Annotated in this window: 11 protein-coding genes; 5 read left to right on the forward strand and 6 right to left on the reverse strand. The window is 72.6% G+C overall.

Annotated elements, in window-relative coordinates:
• The first annotated feature begins 75 nt into the window (after positions 1–75).
• Together ACFPIJ_RS37085 and ACFPIJ_RS37090 are read left to right on the forward strand one after the other, a co-directional pair.
• Positions 76–2,370, forward strand: coding sequence for an ABC transporter permease (locus tag ACFPIJ_RS37085; RefSeq protein WP_380122424.1), 2,295 nt, complete (start codon positions 76–78; stop codon positions 2,368–2,370).
• Complete coding sequence (locus ACFPIJ_RS37090; RefSeq protein WP_380122426.1) at positions 2,367–3,359, forward strand: 4-hydroxy-3-methylbut-2-enyl diphosphate reductase; 993 nt, start codon at positions 2,367–2,369, stop codon at positions 3,357–3,359. Before ACFPIJ_RS37085 ends, ACFPIJ_RS37090 begins: the two co-directional genes overlap by 4 nt.
• A 21-nt stretch (positions 3,360–3,380) precedes the next feature.
• Here the strand turns inward: ACFPIJ_RS37090 and ACFPIJ_RS37095 are convergent, their stop codons facing one another.
• The gene (locus ACFPIJ_RS37095; RefSeq protein WP_380122428.1) at positions 3,381–3,770 is read right to left on the reverse strand and encodes a hypothetical protein; all 390 of its coding nucleotides are present in this window, start codon (positions 3,768–3,770) and stop codon (positions 3,381–3,383) included.
• A 130-nt stretch (positions 3,771–3,900) separates the two neighbouring features.
• Between ACFPIJ_RS37095 and ACFPIJ_RS37100 the strand changes: the two genes are divergently transcribed.
• Positions 3,901–4,656, forward strand: coding sequence for a GNAT family N-acetyltransferase (locus ACFPIJ_RS37100; RefSeq protein ID WP_380122429.1), 756 nt, complete (start codon positions 3,901–3,903; stop codon positions 4,654–4,656).
• Positions 4,657–6,284: 1,628 nt separating this feature from the next.
• Here ACFPIJ_RS37100 and ACFPIJ_RS37105 read toward each other — a convergent pair.
• Positions 6,285–7,502 (reverse strand): DNA recombination protein RmuC, encoded by a 1,218-nt coding sequence (locus ACFPIJ_RS37105; RefSeq protein ID WP_380122431.1) that lies wholly within the window; start codon positions 7,500–7,502, stop codon positions 6,285–6,287.
• Between the two features lie 39 nt (positions 7,503–7,541).
• Here ACFPIJ_RS37105 and ACFPIJ_RS37110 point away from each other — a divergent pair, with 39 nt between their 5' ends.
• Positions 7,542–8,303 carry a hypothetical protein gene (locus ACFPIJ_RS37110; RefSeq protein ID WP_380122433.1) on the forward strand — a complete coding sequence of 254 codons (762 nt, stop codon included), beginning with the start codon at positions 7,542–7,544 and terminating at the stop codon, positions 8,301–8,303.
• Positions 8,304–8,322: 19 nt separating this feature from the next.
• Here the strand turns inward: ACFPIJ_RS37110 and ACFPIJ_RS37115 are convergent, their stop codons facing one another.
• From ACFPIJ_RS37115 to ACFPIJ_RS37125, 3 genes are all read right to left on the reverse strand, one after another.
• On the reverse strand, positions 8,323–10,242 hold the full coding sequence (locus ACFPIJ_RS37115; RefSeq protein ID WP_380122434.1) for a tetratricopeptide repeat protein: 1,920 nt from the start codon (positions 10,240–10,242) through the stop codon (positions 8,323–8,325).
• A gap of 155 nt (positions 10,243–10,397) precedes the next feature.
• Positions 10,398–10,883 (reverse strand): methylated-DNA--[protein]-cysteine S-methyltransferase, encoded by a 486-nt coding sequence (locus ACFPIJ_RS37120; protein WP_380122436.1) that lies wholly within the window; start codon positions 10,881–10,883, stop codon positions 10,398–10,400.
• Positions 10,883–12,292: an AlkA N-terminal domain-containing protein gene (locus ACFPIJ_RS37125; RefSeq protein WP_380122438.1), complete on the reverse strand. Its 1,410-nt coding sequence runs from the start codon at positions 12,290–12,292 to the stop codon at positions 10,883–10,885. The genes ACFPIJ_RS37120 and ACFPIJ_RS37125 overlap by 1 nt, the downstream gene beginning before the upstream one ends.
• A gap of 180 nt (positions 12,293–12,472) precedes the next feature.
• Here ACFPIJ_RS37125 and ACFPIJ_RS37130 point away from each other — a divergent pair, with 180 nt between their 5' ends.
• The gene (locus ACFPIJ_RS37130; protein ID WP_380122440.1) at positions 12,473–13,033 is read left to right on the forward strand and encodes a hypothetical protein; all 561 of its coding nucleotides are present in this window, start codon (positions 12,473–12,475) and stop codon (positions 13,031–13,033) included.
• A 60-nt stretch (positions 13,034–13,093) separates the two neighbouring features.
• Here ACFPIJ_RS37130 and ACFPIJ_RS37135 read toward each other — a convergent pair whose 3' ends face one another.
• Positions 13,094–13,909 carry an AAC(3) family N-acetyltransferase gene (locus ACFPIJ_RS37135; RefSeq protein WP_380122441.1) on the reverse strand — a complete coding sequence of 272 codons (816 nt, stop codon included), beginning with the start codon at positions 13,907–13,909 and terminating at the stop codon, positions 13,094–13,096.
• Between the last annotated feature and the right edge of the window lie 5 nt (positions 13,910–13,914).

The following is a 13,914-nucleotide window of genomic DNA, read 5'->3' on the forward strand; positions in this document are numbered from 1 at the left end:
GCGAAGCGGAGGGGCCGCGATTCAGGGGTGCAGGGTTGGCTCAGGCCGACGCCGGAGCGCAGCGGAGGTGGTGGCATGAGCTGGGCTTTTGTCCGGCACCAGTGGGCCTCGTTCCTGGGCACCTTCGCGGCGCTGCTGCTCGGCGTCGCCGTCATCTCCGGCAGCCTCACCCTGTGGGCCGCCGCCCAGCCGCGCGTCCCCGACGCCCTCGCGGCCACCGACGCCGTCATCGCCGCGCCGGCGTTCAAGCCCGGCGACGGGGGTTTCCCGGTGTACCGGCCGTGGTCGCCGGACGAGCTCTCCGCGCTCCTCGGGCGCCTGCAGGCCACGCCGGGCGTGACTGCGGCGGTTCCGGTCCGGACGTTCTACGTGCAGCGACTCGTTGACGGTCAGCCGACCGGTGATCCCGGCGACGCCGTCCACAGTGGAGCCGCCTGGTCGTCGGCCGGGCTCGGGGGGTACACCATCCAAAACGGAAACCCACCCGGCCGTTCCGGTGAGGTCGTGGTGCCGTCCTCGGCCAGCGTGCCGGTCGGTGCCGCGCTGCCGGTGCTCACCGCCGCAGGTCCCACGACGTGGACGGTCACCGGGGTGACCGACGGCGGCGACTTCTACGTCGACGACGCCACTGCCTCCTCATTGGCGGGAGGTGTACGGGTGATCGGCGTGCTCGGGGACCGCGCCGCACTGTCCCGTCTCGACGTCGGACCGCTCGGATCGGTGCTGACCGGCGACGCGCGGTCGGCGGTCGAGCCGGAGCAGGACACCCGGACCCGGTGGCTCGGGGCGCAGCTCATCATCGCCACCGTCTTCGTCGGCGGGTTCGTCGCGGTGTTCGTGGTGTCCTCGACCTGCGCGTTCGCCGTCACGTCCCGGCGGCGCGAGCTCGGCCTGCTGCGGGCCGTCGGCGCCACCCCCGGCCAGGTGCGGCGGCTGCTGCTCACCGAGACCCTCCTGGTCGCGCTGTTCGCCGGCGTCCCCGGCGCCTTCCTGGGCGCCCTCGCCACGCCGCTGCTCGCGGACCCGCTGGTGAACGTCGGCCTGGAGCCGACCGGGTTCACCGTGGGCCTGTCCTGGTGGGCCGTGCTCGTGTCGGTGCTGGTCGGCCTGGTCGTCGCCGCCACCGGCGTGTGGCTGTCCGCGCGCCGGGCCGGCCGGGTGCCCCCGCTGGACGCGCTGCGCGACGCGGCGGTGGAGCGGCGCCCGATGACCCGCACCCGGTGGGTGACCGGCATCCTCTGCGTCCTCGCCGGGGGCGGACTGGCGCTGCTCCTGCCCGGGTCGAGCGCGAAAGACAAGCCCACGATCGTCCTCATGTCGGCGATGGTGCTGCTGGTCGCCGCGGCGCTGCTCGCACCGGTCCTGGTCGTGCCGCTGGCGCGCCTGGTGCCGGCCGGCCGGGGCGCCACCGGCGTGCTGGTGCGGGGCGCGGCCTCGGTCGCGGCGCGGCGGCTCGCGTCGATCGCGGCGCCGGTCCTCGCCGCCGTCGGGTTCGCGGTGCTGCTGGTCGGCACGTTCCAGACCGCGTCGGTCGCGGTGGACATCGAGGACGCGGCGTCGTTCCCGGCCGCGTCGGTCGCGGCGCGGTCCTCCGCCGTGCCGGGCCTGTCGGAGGCGGCCGTGCGGGCGCAGCAGGGCACGTCTTCGCTGCCGACAGTGGTGTACCTGCCGTCGGGCGAGCCCCTTCCCGCGGTCGGTGGCGCGGCGTTCGCCGTTCCGCCGGAGCTCGGGTTCCAGGTCGGTTCCACCGTGCCGCTGCGCTTTGCCGACGGGGTTGTGGTGTCGTTGGTGGTTTCGTCTGTTTCGTCCGCTTCGGTGGAGCTGCCGCGGGACCTGGTGCGCCTGCATGATCCGAACGCGCTGACGCCGGTGGTGCAGCTGTCCGGGCCGTTCGTGACATCGCCCGGCGCCGTGTCGATGACCGCCCGCGCGTACGTCGAGCGCGAGGCCGACGAGGAGAACGACCTGGTCGACCTGTTCCTGGCCGTCCTGCTGGGAATCTCCGTCGGCTACACCGCGCTGGCCGTGGCCAACACGGTGCTCATGGCGACGTACGGCCGCCGGCAGGAGTTCCTCACCCTGCACCGCACCGGCGCCACCCCCGGCCAGACCGTGCGCGTCGTGGTCGTCGAGTCACTCCTCGCGGTCGTGCTCGGCATCGCGCTGGGCCTGGCGGTGGCCGTGCCGGCGCTGTTCGAGGCCCGGGCCGGCCTGCAGGACGAGATCGGCGCGCCTGTGACGCTCGTCATGCCGTGGCTCTGGCTGGGGTTCGTGGCGGGCGGCTGCGCGCTGCTCGCGGCCTTCGCGAGCTTCGTGCCGTTCTTGCGGCGCGGGCTCTTGTCGGGGGGTGCACGTACCATGGCGGGGTGACTGGTTCGAAGCGCGTCCTGCTTGCCAAGCCCCGCGGCTACTGCGCCGGCGTCGACCGTGCTGTCCAGACGGTCGAGGAGGCGCTGAAGCTCTACGGTGCGCCGATCTACGTCCGCAAGGAGATCGTGCACAACAAGCACGTCGTGGGCACGCTGCAGTCGAAGGGCGCCATCTTCGTCGAGGAGAACGAGGAGGTGCCCGAGGGCGCCATCGTCGTCTTCTCCGCCCACGGCGTCGCCCCCGAGGTCCACGAGCAGGCCGCCGCCCGCTCGCTGAAGGCCATCGACGCGACCTGCCCGCTGGTCACCAAGGTCCACCAGGAGGCCCGCCGGTTCGCCGCCGAGGACTACGACATCCTGCTCATCGGTCACGAGGGGCACGAAGAGGTCATCGGCACGGCCGGCGAGGCCCCCGCCCACATCCAGCTGGTCGACGGCCCCGCCGGCGTCGACAAGGTCACGGTCCGCGACCCGTCCAAGGTCGTCTGGCTCTCCCAGACCACGCTCTCGGTCGACGAGACCCTGGAGACGGTCGCCCGCCTCAAGACCAAGCTGCCCCTGCTGATGTCCCCGCCCAGCGACGACATCTGCTATGCGACGTCCAACCGCCAGGACGCCGTCAAGGCCATGGCCCCCAGCTGCGACGTCGTCCTGGTCGTCGGCTCCCAGAACTCGTCCAACTCCCAGCGCCTCCGCGAGGTCGCCGTCGACGCGGGCGCCAACGCCGGCTACCTCATCGACTACGCCAGCGAGATCCAGGAGGACTGGCTCACCGGCGCGACCACCGTCGGCGTCACCTCCGGCGCCTCGGTCCCCGAGGAGCTGGTCATGGAGGTCCTCGACTTCCTGGCCGCCCGCGACTTCACCGACGTCGCCGAGATCACCACGGCCCAGGAGAAGCTCGTGTTCTCCCTGCCCCAGGAGCTCAAGCGCGACATGAAGGCCGACGCCGCCGCCCGCGCCGCCGAGGTCGCCAAGTCCCTGTCGTAACCCGGCCGGCTGTTTGGGTGGTCAGCGGGCCGTTGCTATGACGCTGACCGGCGGGTCGCCGTGTGTGTAGAGCGTGTCCACGACGATTTTCAGCCGGGGGTTCGCCCTGACCCGGTCATACGCCCGCACCTTGATCCGGTCCCGGTCGAAGTCGATGCGCTGCCGGTCGTCCGGCCGGTACCGCACCCAGGTCTCCTCCCCGATCATCGGCCCCGCCGTCCCACGCAGCTTGACCTTGATCGAAGCCAGAAACGGCGCCGCCCCGTCGGGAAACACCTGCACGCCGACCGTGTAGCTGGCCGCCCGCGTATGCCCCTCCCGGTCGACGCTCTGCAACCCGAAGGCGACGTGCGCGATCTCCCCGCGAGCGGTGACCGCCTTGGCGCCGGGCTTCCGGCCGAATCCGAACATGCCCGGGACGGTAGCCCCCGCCCTCAAGTCCCGCGATCATCTGCCCGACACGGCGCCCGTCCCGATCCCCTTCGGCTTGGCGCGGCTTTCCCGGTGGCGGGCAGGCCGGGCAGATTGCGACGATGCGAGCGTGACCGACGCCGCCCTGCTCGAACGCGCCCAGCGGCTCTGGACCGAGTTGGCCGGCACCACGGTCACCTTCCACGCCACAGGCATCGATGTGGCCGTGTCCCCGCAGTCGTGGCTGTGCCCGCCGGGCTGGGTGGGCGTCGTCGTCCTGGGCAACGCCGCGATCGCCACCGCCCCGGACGCCACCGCCGCCGAACTCGTGCGCCGTGCTGTGCACGACCTGCCCGCGTCCGCGTTGACCGACCCGGCCACGCTGCGCGACCGGTTGCCGATCGACCGGACGCTGGGACCCGCGACCCTGGCCTACTGCGACCCGGCCACCTTCCGCCCTACTGTCCTCCGCCCCGCCGATCCCAGCATCGTCGAGCCGATTCCCGCCGACCACCCCGACCTGGCAACACTGCTCACCCGGGTACCTCCCGAAGACGCCGAAGAGGCCGACCTGGCCGACATCACCTCCCCGGCGTTCGTGATCCGTGGCGCAGCCGGCATCCTCGCCGCAGCCGGCTACCGGACCTGGCCCCGCAACACCGCCCACCTCAGCGTGCTGACAGCCACCGCCGAACGCGGCCACGGACTCGCCCGCGCCGCCGCCAGCACCGCCGTCGCCACCGCCCTGGAAGCCGGCCTTCTCCCGCAATGGCGCGCCCGCCCCGAAGCGTCCCGCCGGGTAGCCCGGGCCCTCGGTTTCAGCGAACTCGGCGCCCAATTGAGCCTCCGCCTCCTGCCCGCCGACGACCAGGCTCCCCATCCTTGACCGCCCACCGCCTCGCCAGCGCCGCCCACCTCCCGACACCCCGCTCTGCCCCGCCCAGCAGCGCAGCGGCCCCGTCCGGTCGGTCCCGGGGATCCCTTCGGTTTGTGGATTCCGGCAACGTCGCCGCGCGCGCCGCCCGATCCGGCGTTGCCAATGTCCGGGTCAGCCTCGTTGCCTGCGTGTGCGGCGCAGGGAGCGGTTCTCCCCGGTGATCGAAGTCATCGGCCGGCTGTTCGCGCAGCCCGTGCACGACTTCGATCTGTGCAAGGTCGTACCGGGCGGGTTGGTGGCGTAACAGGCTGAAGGATCGTCGGGTCGGGGACCAATGCCGCGTAGTTACGTTTCCAGACCGCTTACCAAGACGGGCTGGAATGTGGCTTGGGGTGCCGGGAGTGCCGATTCGGCGTTCCCAATGTCCGGATAGGGCGCTTTGCAGGCTTGCCCGGCTCTCGAAGTGGATCTTTCCGGGGATCAAGGCGCGTGCTGGCCGTCCGGGCAACCACGGCCATCCTTCGATCATGAGCGTTTGCCCATCGGGCGCCAGATTGGTGCGGTAAATACGTGGAATGTCCGCATCGAGGGCTCGGCGGATGCTGCGCCGCGCGAACAGGCACCCTGCTGGCGCCAGCACGAGGACCCCGGGCCAGGACGTTGAGCACCACCGTGCAATTGCTCGCCCAGAAATGTGCGGGGGCCTACGCGTGTGGGTGTGCTCCCTTGCGCTGCACGCTTTCGCAGAGACACGGGACGCAGAGGTCCACGCGGCGGATGTGGCGGCCTGTTCGTGATCCAAGGTGTCGCCCGGCCGGTCGTACACCACGACAGCGGGCCCGACCGGTCGTCAGGGCCGGGGCAAGAAGCGAACAGGGGCGCAGGCGAAGCGCGAAGCGGAAATGGGCTGGGCGGACGTGGGCCGGGCGGACATGGGTTGGGCAGAGGCGGCCAGGGCGGAAGCGGGCCATGCGGAAGAGCGGCCAGGGCGGAAGCGGGCCATGCGGAAGAGCGGCCAGGGCGGAAGCGGGCCATGCGGAAGAGCGGCCAGGGCGGAAGCGGGCCGGGCGGAAGAGTGGGCGGGGTGGAAGCGGACAGCGCGGAAGACCGGGCCGGGCAGAGGTGAGCCGCGTGGAAGATCGGGCCGGGCGGACAGGGGTTGGGCAGAGGCGGCCGGGGCGGCCGGGGGATAGCGCGGACGAGTTGGCCGGGGCGGAAGCGACCATGCGGGAGAGCGGGCCGGGCGGAAGCGGTCGGGCGGAAGAGTGGGCCGGGCGGAAGCGGACAGCGCGGAAGACCGGGCCGGGGGGAGGTGAGCTGCGTGGAAGATCGGGCCGGGCGGAGACGGTTGGGCAGAGGCGGCCGGGTGGAAACAGGCCGGGCGGAAGGCGGACAGCGCGGAAGAACGGGCCGGGCGCAGACGGGTTGGGCAGAGGCGTCGGGTGGAGGCGGTCAGCGCGGAAGCGGACAGCGCGGAAGAGCGGCGCGGAAGAGTCAGCCGGGGCGGCGGCGGACAGCGCGGAAGAGCGGGCCGGGCGTGAGTGGAGCGGGCGGAGGAGTGGGCAGGATGGGCAGGTTCAGGGGCAGGGCGGAGAGGCAGGTTCAGGGGCAGGGCGGAGAGAGGGACGGGGGTGGGGTCAGTGGGGCGGGTCTTCGCGGAGGGCGGCCAGCAGGGCGTCATATTCGGACTCGAGGGGGTCCTGCTCGACGGGCTCCTGCTCGGCGGGCTCCTGGGACTGGAGGTGGCGTGGGGTGAGCTCGACCTGGGAAGGGGTGGGTAGGGCGTCGGCGCTGATGCCGAGTTCGGCCAGGCGGCGGGCGCTGACCAGGACGCGGGCCTCGAGGGAGCCGACGGCCTTGTTGTAGGAGGAGACCGCGGTGCCCAGGGCGGTGCCGACCTTCGCGAAGTGGTCGCCCATCGTGGTGAGGCGGGCGTAGAGCTCGCGGCCCGTCTGGTGGACGGCGAGGGCGTTGTGGGCGAGGGACTCCTGGCGCCAGGCGTAGGCGATGGTCCGGAGCAGGGCGACCAGCGTGGCCGGGGTGGCGAGGACGACGTTGCGGGTGAAGGCGTGCTCGAGCAGGGACGGGTCGTGTTGCAGGGCCGCGTCCAGGAACGTGTCGGCGGGCATGAAGAGCACCACGAACTCGGGTGCCGGCTCGAACGCGGCCCAGTAGGACTTGGCGGCAAGGGCGTCGACGTGGCCGCGGAGGTGCTTCGCGTGCTGGGTCAGGTGGGCGGTGCGGCCGGCCTCGTCGCGGGCCTCCATCGCGCTGAGGTAGCCCTCGAACGGGGCCTTGGCGTCGACGACCACCTGCCGGCCGCCGTGCAGGCGGACGACGAGGTCCGGGCGGAGGATGCCGCTGTCGGTGGTGGCGGTGACCTGCTCGTCGAAGTCGCAGTGCTCCAGCATGCCGGCGGCCTCGACGATGCGGCGCAGCTGGTGCTCGCCCCAGCGCCCGCGGATCTGGGGTGCGCGCAGGGCGGACACGAGCTGGCGGGTCTCGGTGCGCAGCTCGCCGGAGACGTCGTGCATGGCGCGGACCTGCTCGCGCAGCGACTCGTAGGCGCCGACGCGGTCGCGCTCCAGGTCGGCGACCCGGCGCTCATAGCGGAGCAGCGCGTCGTGCAGCGGGGCGACGGCGTCGGCGACGGCGTCCTGGGTCTGGGCGCGGGCCTCGTAGGTCAGGGAGCGCAGCGACGACTCGAGCCGGGCCTCACCGTCGCGGGTCGCCTGCAGGGTCGCCTCCAGCTTGGCCACGTCGACGGCCGCACGTGATCGCGCGGCGAACCAGCCGAGCGCGATGCCGGCGGCCAGACCGATGAGGATCAGCAGGAGTTCCACGGGTATCAGCATGCACGAGGGGTGTGACAGAAAATGGGTACCGTCGGACCCATGGGAACCTGGATCGTCCTGGCGGTGCTCCTGGTTGCCGCCGTCGCAGCGGCCGCCGCATACGCCGCGAGGCGCAGGAAGCGCGAGCTCGCCGACGCCCGCGAGGACGCCCTGCGCTGGTATGAGCGGCTCGGCGGCCAGGTCATGAATCTCAGCGGCGACGCCCCGGCAGCCCGGCAGGCGCTCGCCGACGCCGGGGAGCGCTACACGGCCGCCGGCGCGCAGCTGGAGCGCTCGACCTCGGTGAAGCAGTACGAACTGGTCCGCGAGACGGCGCTGGAAGGCCTCGCGTACGCGCGGGCGGCCCGGGTGGCGCTCGGCATCGACCCCGGGCCGGACCTGCCGCCGCTCGCCGGGGCCGGCGCCGGGCAGCTCACCAGGGAGCGCGAGGTCGACGTGCAGGGACACCGGTTCCGGGCCGGGCCGCAGCCGGGGGACGCCACGCCGTACTACTACCCCGGCGGCCAGGTCGCGGGAAAGGGCGTGCCGGCCGGCTGGTATTCGGAGCCGTGGTGGAAGACGGCCCTGGTCGCCGGCGCGTGGGGGGTCGGCTCGCTGCTCGTGTTCGACGCCCTGTTCAGCCCGTCATGGGGCGACGCCGGCTACGACGCCGGCTACAACGCGGGGTTCGACCAGGGCTACGACGCCGGCACCGACGCGGACCAGGGCTACGACGCCGGCACCGACGCGGACCAGAGCTATGACGGCGGAGACAGCGCAGACTTCGGCGACGCCGGCGGCGACTTCGGGGGAGATTTCTGAAGCGGAGATTCCAAAACGGTCAGTACCGCGTGCCCTGCGCCCCCCGCGCGGCCCGCTCCGCGAGCGCCAGATCCGACGCCGCCGCCCGCGCGAACGGGCTGCTCGCCCCCAGCAGCTGCGCGTACACCGACTGCGCCGCCCGGTATTCGGTGACGGCCTCGTCGAGCCGCCCCAGATCGTGCAGCACGCTGGCCAGCCGGTGCCGCGAGACCGCGGTGTCCAGATGCACCGGCCCCAGCAGGTGCAGCCGGCTCCCCAGCACCGCCCGGTGCTCCGACTCGGCCTCCGGCAGCCGCCCCGCGTGATGCAGCGCCGAGGCGAGGAGGCTCCGGCTCATCAGCGTGTCGCGGTGCTCCGGCCCGAGCAGCCGGGCCCGTGCCCGCATGACCGTGCTGTGCTCGTCGATCGCCCGGTCGAGCTCGCCCATGTCCTGGTACACCTTGGCGAGGTTGCTCCGGGAGATCAGCGTCTCCTGGTGGTTGCTGCCCAGGACCCTGGTCCGCGCCTCGAGGACCCGTTGGTGCTCACCCTCGGATCGGGTCAGGTCGCCGAGCTGGTGGTAGATCGTGGCGAGGTGGCTGCGGCTGGTCAGTGTGTCGGGGTGGTCCTCGCCGAGGATGCGCATCCGGGCGGTGAGGACCTCGTCGCACTCGACCAGCGCCTCGGCGAGCCGGTCGAGGTCGCGCAGCACGGTGGCGTGCTGGTCGCGGGCGGTGAGGGTGTCGGGGTGGTCCCAGCCGAGGGCGTGCGCGCGGGCGTCGACGATCTCGCCGTAGGCCTCCTTCGCCTCCTGCAGCTGGCCGCGCCAGTGCAGGTCGGTCGCCCGCTGCCAGGTCGCGGAGTCGTCGTAGACGCGCGGGGCGGGGGAGGGGCGGCGGCGTGGCTCCGGGGTCGGCCACTCCGTCGGCTCCGGCTCCGGCTCCGGTTCGGGCCTGGGGTGCAGCTCCCGCTGCACCGGGATCGACGAGGTGGCGGGTCCGAAGACGGGGGCGGCAGCCGCGGTGCCGAACCCGGGGCCGGGCGCCGGCGGCCGCATGACCGGCGGCCGCGGCGGGGCGGGCTGGGGAGCTCGGGTCGGGATCCGCACGGGCTGGGGCTCGAAGATCTCGTCGTCCACGTACGGGTCGGGCTCCGGCTCGAACGAGTCCGGCGAGAACCGTTCGGGCACGAACCGGTCCGCCGGCTCGGCGACAACCGGTCTCGAGGAAGCGGCCGGGGACAACACGACCTCGGGCACCTCGATCGGCGACTCGAGACCGCGGCGGCGCAGCTCCCGCTTGAGGGAGACGATCGCGTCGGAGATGCCGTCGCTGTGGTCGCCGATCCGCCAGGCGACCGCGATCACGGGCCGGTCCAGGGCGATGCTCAGTTGCCGCACCGAGCTGAGGATCGAGTCGTCCGGTGCGGCGTTGACGATGACCAGCGCCGCCTGGAACGCGGCGGTCTGCCCGACCAGCAGCGCCTGGTAGGTGCTCTGCATGCGGGCGATGGAGAAGCCGGTGCCGGCCCGGATGTCGACGATGATGTGCGACTCGGACATGGCGATCGGGCCGAGGAAGTAGCCGAAGACGGGCTGGAGTTTCTGCCCTTCGCGCCCGGCCGCCTCGTACAGCGCGGCGTTCGCCCCCTCGTGATACGCGATGGCCTGCGGGGCGTGCCCACGGATGAGCTGCACGAAGCGGTCGTAGGCCCCCTCGGCGTCGCCTTCGAGCTGGGCCTTGCCGGCGGAGGCGAGCCGCTCCTCGCGGTCGGCGGAGCGGACCACGATCGTGCCGCCGGACAGTCCCGCGAGGCCGACCAGCACGCCGGCCGCCACGAGGGCGGCGGCGCCTGCGGTGCTGCGGAACTGCATCGTGGTGAGCACGCCCAGCGCGACCAGGGCGAGCCCGACAAGCACGACGGTGAATCGGGTCTGGCTACTCCATCGTCCGCCAGTCATCGGTCCTCTTCTACGCGATGTTCGCGATGATGCAAGCCCGCAGCAACGAAAAAGATCCGCAGCGTGACAAGAATCCTCCCACGAATGAACCTGTCCACGGTAGATCGCGCCCGTGAACCCCGCCATTCATGTGGTGGGGAATGTAAAAGTGTCAATTACACGACAGAATGCTCGTGGTCGAGCAGCCATTGCTTCACGGGCAGCCCCCAGCGGAATCCGCCCAGCGTGCCGTCGGTCCGCAGCACCCGATGGCAGGGCACGAACAGCGCCGCCGCGTTGCGGGCACAGGCCTGCGCGGCCGCGCGGATGGCGGGTGGGCGACCGGCCAGGGCGGCGAACTCCCGGTACGTCACCGGGGCACCCGCCGGCACGGTGCGCAGCACGTCCCAGGCATGCGTCAGAAATGCGCCGCCGCCGTGCTGGTGCACCACCACGTCGTCGATCGCGTGCAGGTCACCGTCCAGGTAGGACAGTGCGGCCTTGCTCGCGTCGCCGACGTCCGCGACCTGCCGCAAGGACGGCACGTCGACAAAGGGCGCCAGTCCGGAAATTGCCGTAAAGCCGCTGGCCAGTACCGCGCCATCGCCGTCAACGACGATCGTCAATGGGCCGATGGGCGTGGACGAGGTTGCGAACAACATCAGGAACTCCTCCAGAGTCGGATCACGGCGTAGGAACGCCAGGGTCGCCAGCGCTCGGCGTGCGCGGCCAGCGAGCGGGGGTCGTCGGGCAGGCCGAGGGCGCGCGCGCCGCGCAGCACCCCCAGGTCGGTCGGCAGGAACGCGTCGGGGTCGCCGAGCGCGCGCATCGCCGTGTACTGCGCGGTCCAGTCGCCGATGCCGGGCACCTCCTTGAGCCGGGCGGTCGTCTCGTCCCGGTCGCCGCCCCCGTCCAGGTACAGCTCGCCGGAGGCAACCGAGGTCGCCAGGGCGCGCAGCGTGCGCCGCCGGGCCACCGGCATGGCGAAGGCGGAGTCCGGCAGTTCGAGCAGCTCTTCCGCCGACGGGAACACCGGGCCGGTGACAAGGCGACGCAGGACGGTCCGGGCGGCCGCGACGGAGATCTGCTGCCCGACCACCGCACGAACGGCGATCTCGAAGCCGTCGGTGGCTCGCGGTACCCGTACCCCGGCCTCCTTCAAGACGACCGGTGCCAGCAACGGATCCTCGCCCAGCACGGCGTCGACGGCCGCGGGGTCGGCGTCCAGGTCGAACAGCCGGCGGCAGCGGGCCACCGCCGGCGCGAGGTCGCGCAGGTCCGCGAGGCGGAGCGTGGCCGCGACGTGGCCGTCGCCGGGCCGCAGGACCGCCGTCCCGGGTCCGTGCGGCAGGCGGAGGTTGCGCTGGTACGAGTCCCCGGCCAACCCGTCGATCCCGTCGATCGCCCGGTCCCCGAGGAACGACAGCAGCGCCTCGGCGTGCAACGGCGCGCGGAACGGCAGCCGCACCGACACCACCCCCGGGTCCTGCGCGGGATCATGTGAGAGCTGCGTGCGGCGCACCCGCAGGTCCGACGGCGTCCGGCCGTAGATCTCGCGGACCGTGTCGTTGAACTGGCGGACGCTGCCGAACCCGGCCGCGAACGCGATCTCGGCGAGCCCGAGCCGGGTCGTCTCGATCAGCACCCGCGCCGTCTGCGCGCGCTGCGCCCGGGCCAGTGCCAGGGGGCCCGCGCCGACCTCCGAGGTCAGCATGCGGTGCAGGTGGCGTTCGGTGTACCCGAGCCGCCCGGCCAGCCCCGGCACGCCGTCGCGGTCGACGACCCCGTCCGCGATCAGGCGCATCGCCCGGCCGACCACGTCACCGCGCACGTCCCAGGCCGGCGAGCCGGGTGCCGCGTCCGGCCGGCAGCGCAGGCAGGCCCGGAACCCCTCCCGCTGCGCCGCGGCCGCCGTGGGCAGGAAGCGCACGTTCTCCGCCTTCGGCACGATCGCCGGGCAGGACGGCCGGCAATAGATCTTCGTCGACTTGACCGCGGTGACGAAGACCCCGTCGAACCGCGCGTCGCGGCTGGTCGCCGCCCTGCGGCAGGTATCGAAGTCCAGTTCCATGTCACCCATCCTGCCTCGCAGGTCGGCCTCTCGGCTGGCGGCTTTCGGACCTGGGTGTCGGGGGCCGTGTCAGGGATCGGTCAGTGGCACATTTGCGGGATTCACCCGATCGGCGGGTTGTCTAAGTTGGTCACACCAGCGACAAACAGACGGCCCCCCAGCCGAGATGGAGATAGCCCCATGAGTGAGTACGACACCGACGCGACCGCCGGCACCAGCGAGGCCGACTACGCCGACCAGGGCGCCGACGCCGGCTACGGCGAGTCCGAGATCATCACGCTGCAGGGCCAGGACGGCTCGACCATCTACGCCGTCGACGTCGACCACGACGGTGACGCCGAGGCGGCCGGCTACGACAAGGACAACGACGGTCAGCTCGAGGAGATCGCGCTCGACACCGACAACGACGGCACGCTCGAGACCAGGATGGTCGACCTCGACGGCGACGGCACGTTCGACGCGGTGCTCACCGACACCGACGGCGACGGCGACGTGGATGTCGCGGCGCTGGACGCCAACGGCGACGGCATCATCGACCGCGTGGTCGCCGACACCGACGGCGACGGCGTCATCGACACCGACGTCAAGGACGAGAACTTCGACGGCGTCGCGGACTCCATCTCCCAGGACACCGACGCGGACGGCGACAGCGACGTGACGGTCACCGACACCGACGGCGACGGCACGTTCGAGACGGTCCGCTACGACGACCCGACCACGAACCCCCTCGCCCAGGCCTGACCCGCACTCCTCGTGATCCGGAAGGCTTTGCGCACCCAGGGGTGCACAGGGTTGACCGGATCACGAGAAGCGGCGGGACAGCCACATCGCGCCGAAGTCGACCAGGGCGCGCTGGCGCATCAGGCGCGCCGTGCCGGAGCCGACCGGCCCGACCCGCTCCAGCTCCGTGATCGCCGCGAAGTCCTTGCCGAGCGGCTCGAACAGCGACGTGTCGTCGGCCAGCTCGGTGTATTCGACCCAGCGCCGCTCGCCGTCGACCAGCATCGGCGAGCCCTGCCGCAGCCGCGGCTTCTCCACCGGCAGCGCGGCCCGGTGCTCCGCCAGGTGCAGCGACGTGTTGTTGTCGTGCCCGACGCCCAGCAGCAGCACCCACGCGTCCGCCTCGTAGAGCCGCGCGAGGGGTGAACCCTCCCCGAGCCCGTCGTCCAGCGTGTGGCCCGCGGTGATGCGCGCGGCGTCCGGCCCGCACGCGGCGAACGACACCGTCGGGTGGTCGCTGCGCAGTACCCCCGGAAAACGGCGGAAACACTCGACGACGGCACCCATGAAATAGGTGGGGGTGGTCCGCGGGTCGAAGGCCGGTGTCTCGCTGCGGATGACGTCCCACCAGGACTGCGGCACGGCCGGGTTGCCCCAGTCGGCCGGCTCGGTGAGCTGCCGCGAGTGCGTCGGCATGACCAGGGTGCCGGTCGGCCCGACCGCCTCCAGCAGCGCCGTCACGACCGCCTGCGCGCCGCCGGCGACCCAGCCGAGCTGCGACAGCGACGAATGGACGATGACGGTCGCACCGGTCGGCAGGCCGAGCGTCGCCAGCTGCGCGACCATGCCACGGACGGTGCCGGGCACGGCGGCCCGGGCGACGGCGTCTTCCTCCACGACTG

It is taken from the genome of Dactylosporangium cerinum (assembly GCF_042653625.1).
In the GTDB taxonomy this organism is placed as follows: Bacteria; Actinomycetota; Actinomycetes; order Mycobacteriales; family Micromonosporaceae; genus Dactylosporangium; species Dactylosporangium cerinum.

What these genes read in the sequence shown, in the direction of transcription:
- ACFPIJ_RS37085 (WP_380122424.1), top strand. Translation starts at nt 76, where the DNA reads ATGAGCTGGGCTTTTGTCCGGCACCAGTGGGCCTCGTTCCTGGGCACC.
- ACFPIJ_RS37115 (WP_380122434.1), bottom strand. Translation starts at nt 10,242, where the DNA reads ATGACTGGCGGACGATGGAGTAGCCAGACCCGATTCACCGTCGTGCTT.
- ACFPIJ_RS37120 (WP_380122436.1), bottom strand. Translation starts at nt 10,883, where the DNA reads ATGTTGTTCGCAACCTCGTCCACGCCCATCGGCCCATTGACGATCGTC.
- ACFPIJ_RS37095 (WP_380122428.1), bottom strand. Translation starts at nt 3,770, where the DNA reads ATGTTCGGATTCGGCCGGAAGCCCGGCGCCAAGGCGGTCACCGCTCGC.
- ACFPIJ_RS37105 (WP_380122431.1), bottom strand. Translation starts at nt 7,502, where the DNA reads ATGCTGATACCCGTGGAACTCCTGCTGATCCTCATCGGTCTGGCCGCC.
- ACFPIJ_RS37110 (WP_380122433.1), top strand. Translation starts at nt 7,542, where the DNA reads ATGGGAACCTGGATCGTCCTGGCGGTGCTCCTGGTTGCCGCCGTCGCA.
- ACFPIJ_RS37125 (WP_380122438.1), bottom strand. Translation starts at nt 12,292, where the DNA reads ATGGAACTGGACTTCGATACCTGCCGCAGGGCGGCGACCAGCCGCGAC.
- ACFPIJ_RS37130 (WP_380122440.1), top strand. Translation starts at nt 12,473, where the DNA reads ATGAGTGAGTACGACACCGACGCGACCGCCGGCACCAGCGAGGCCGAC.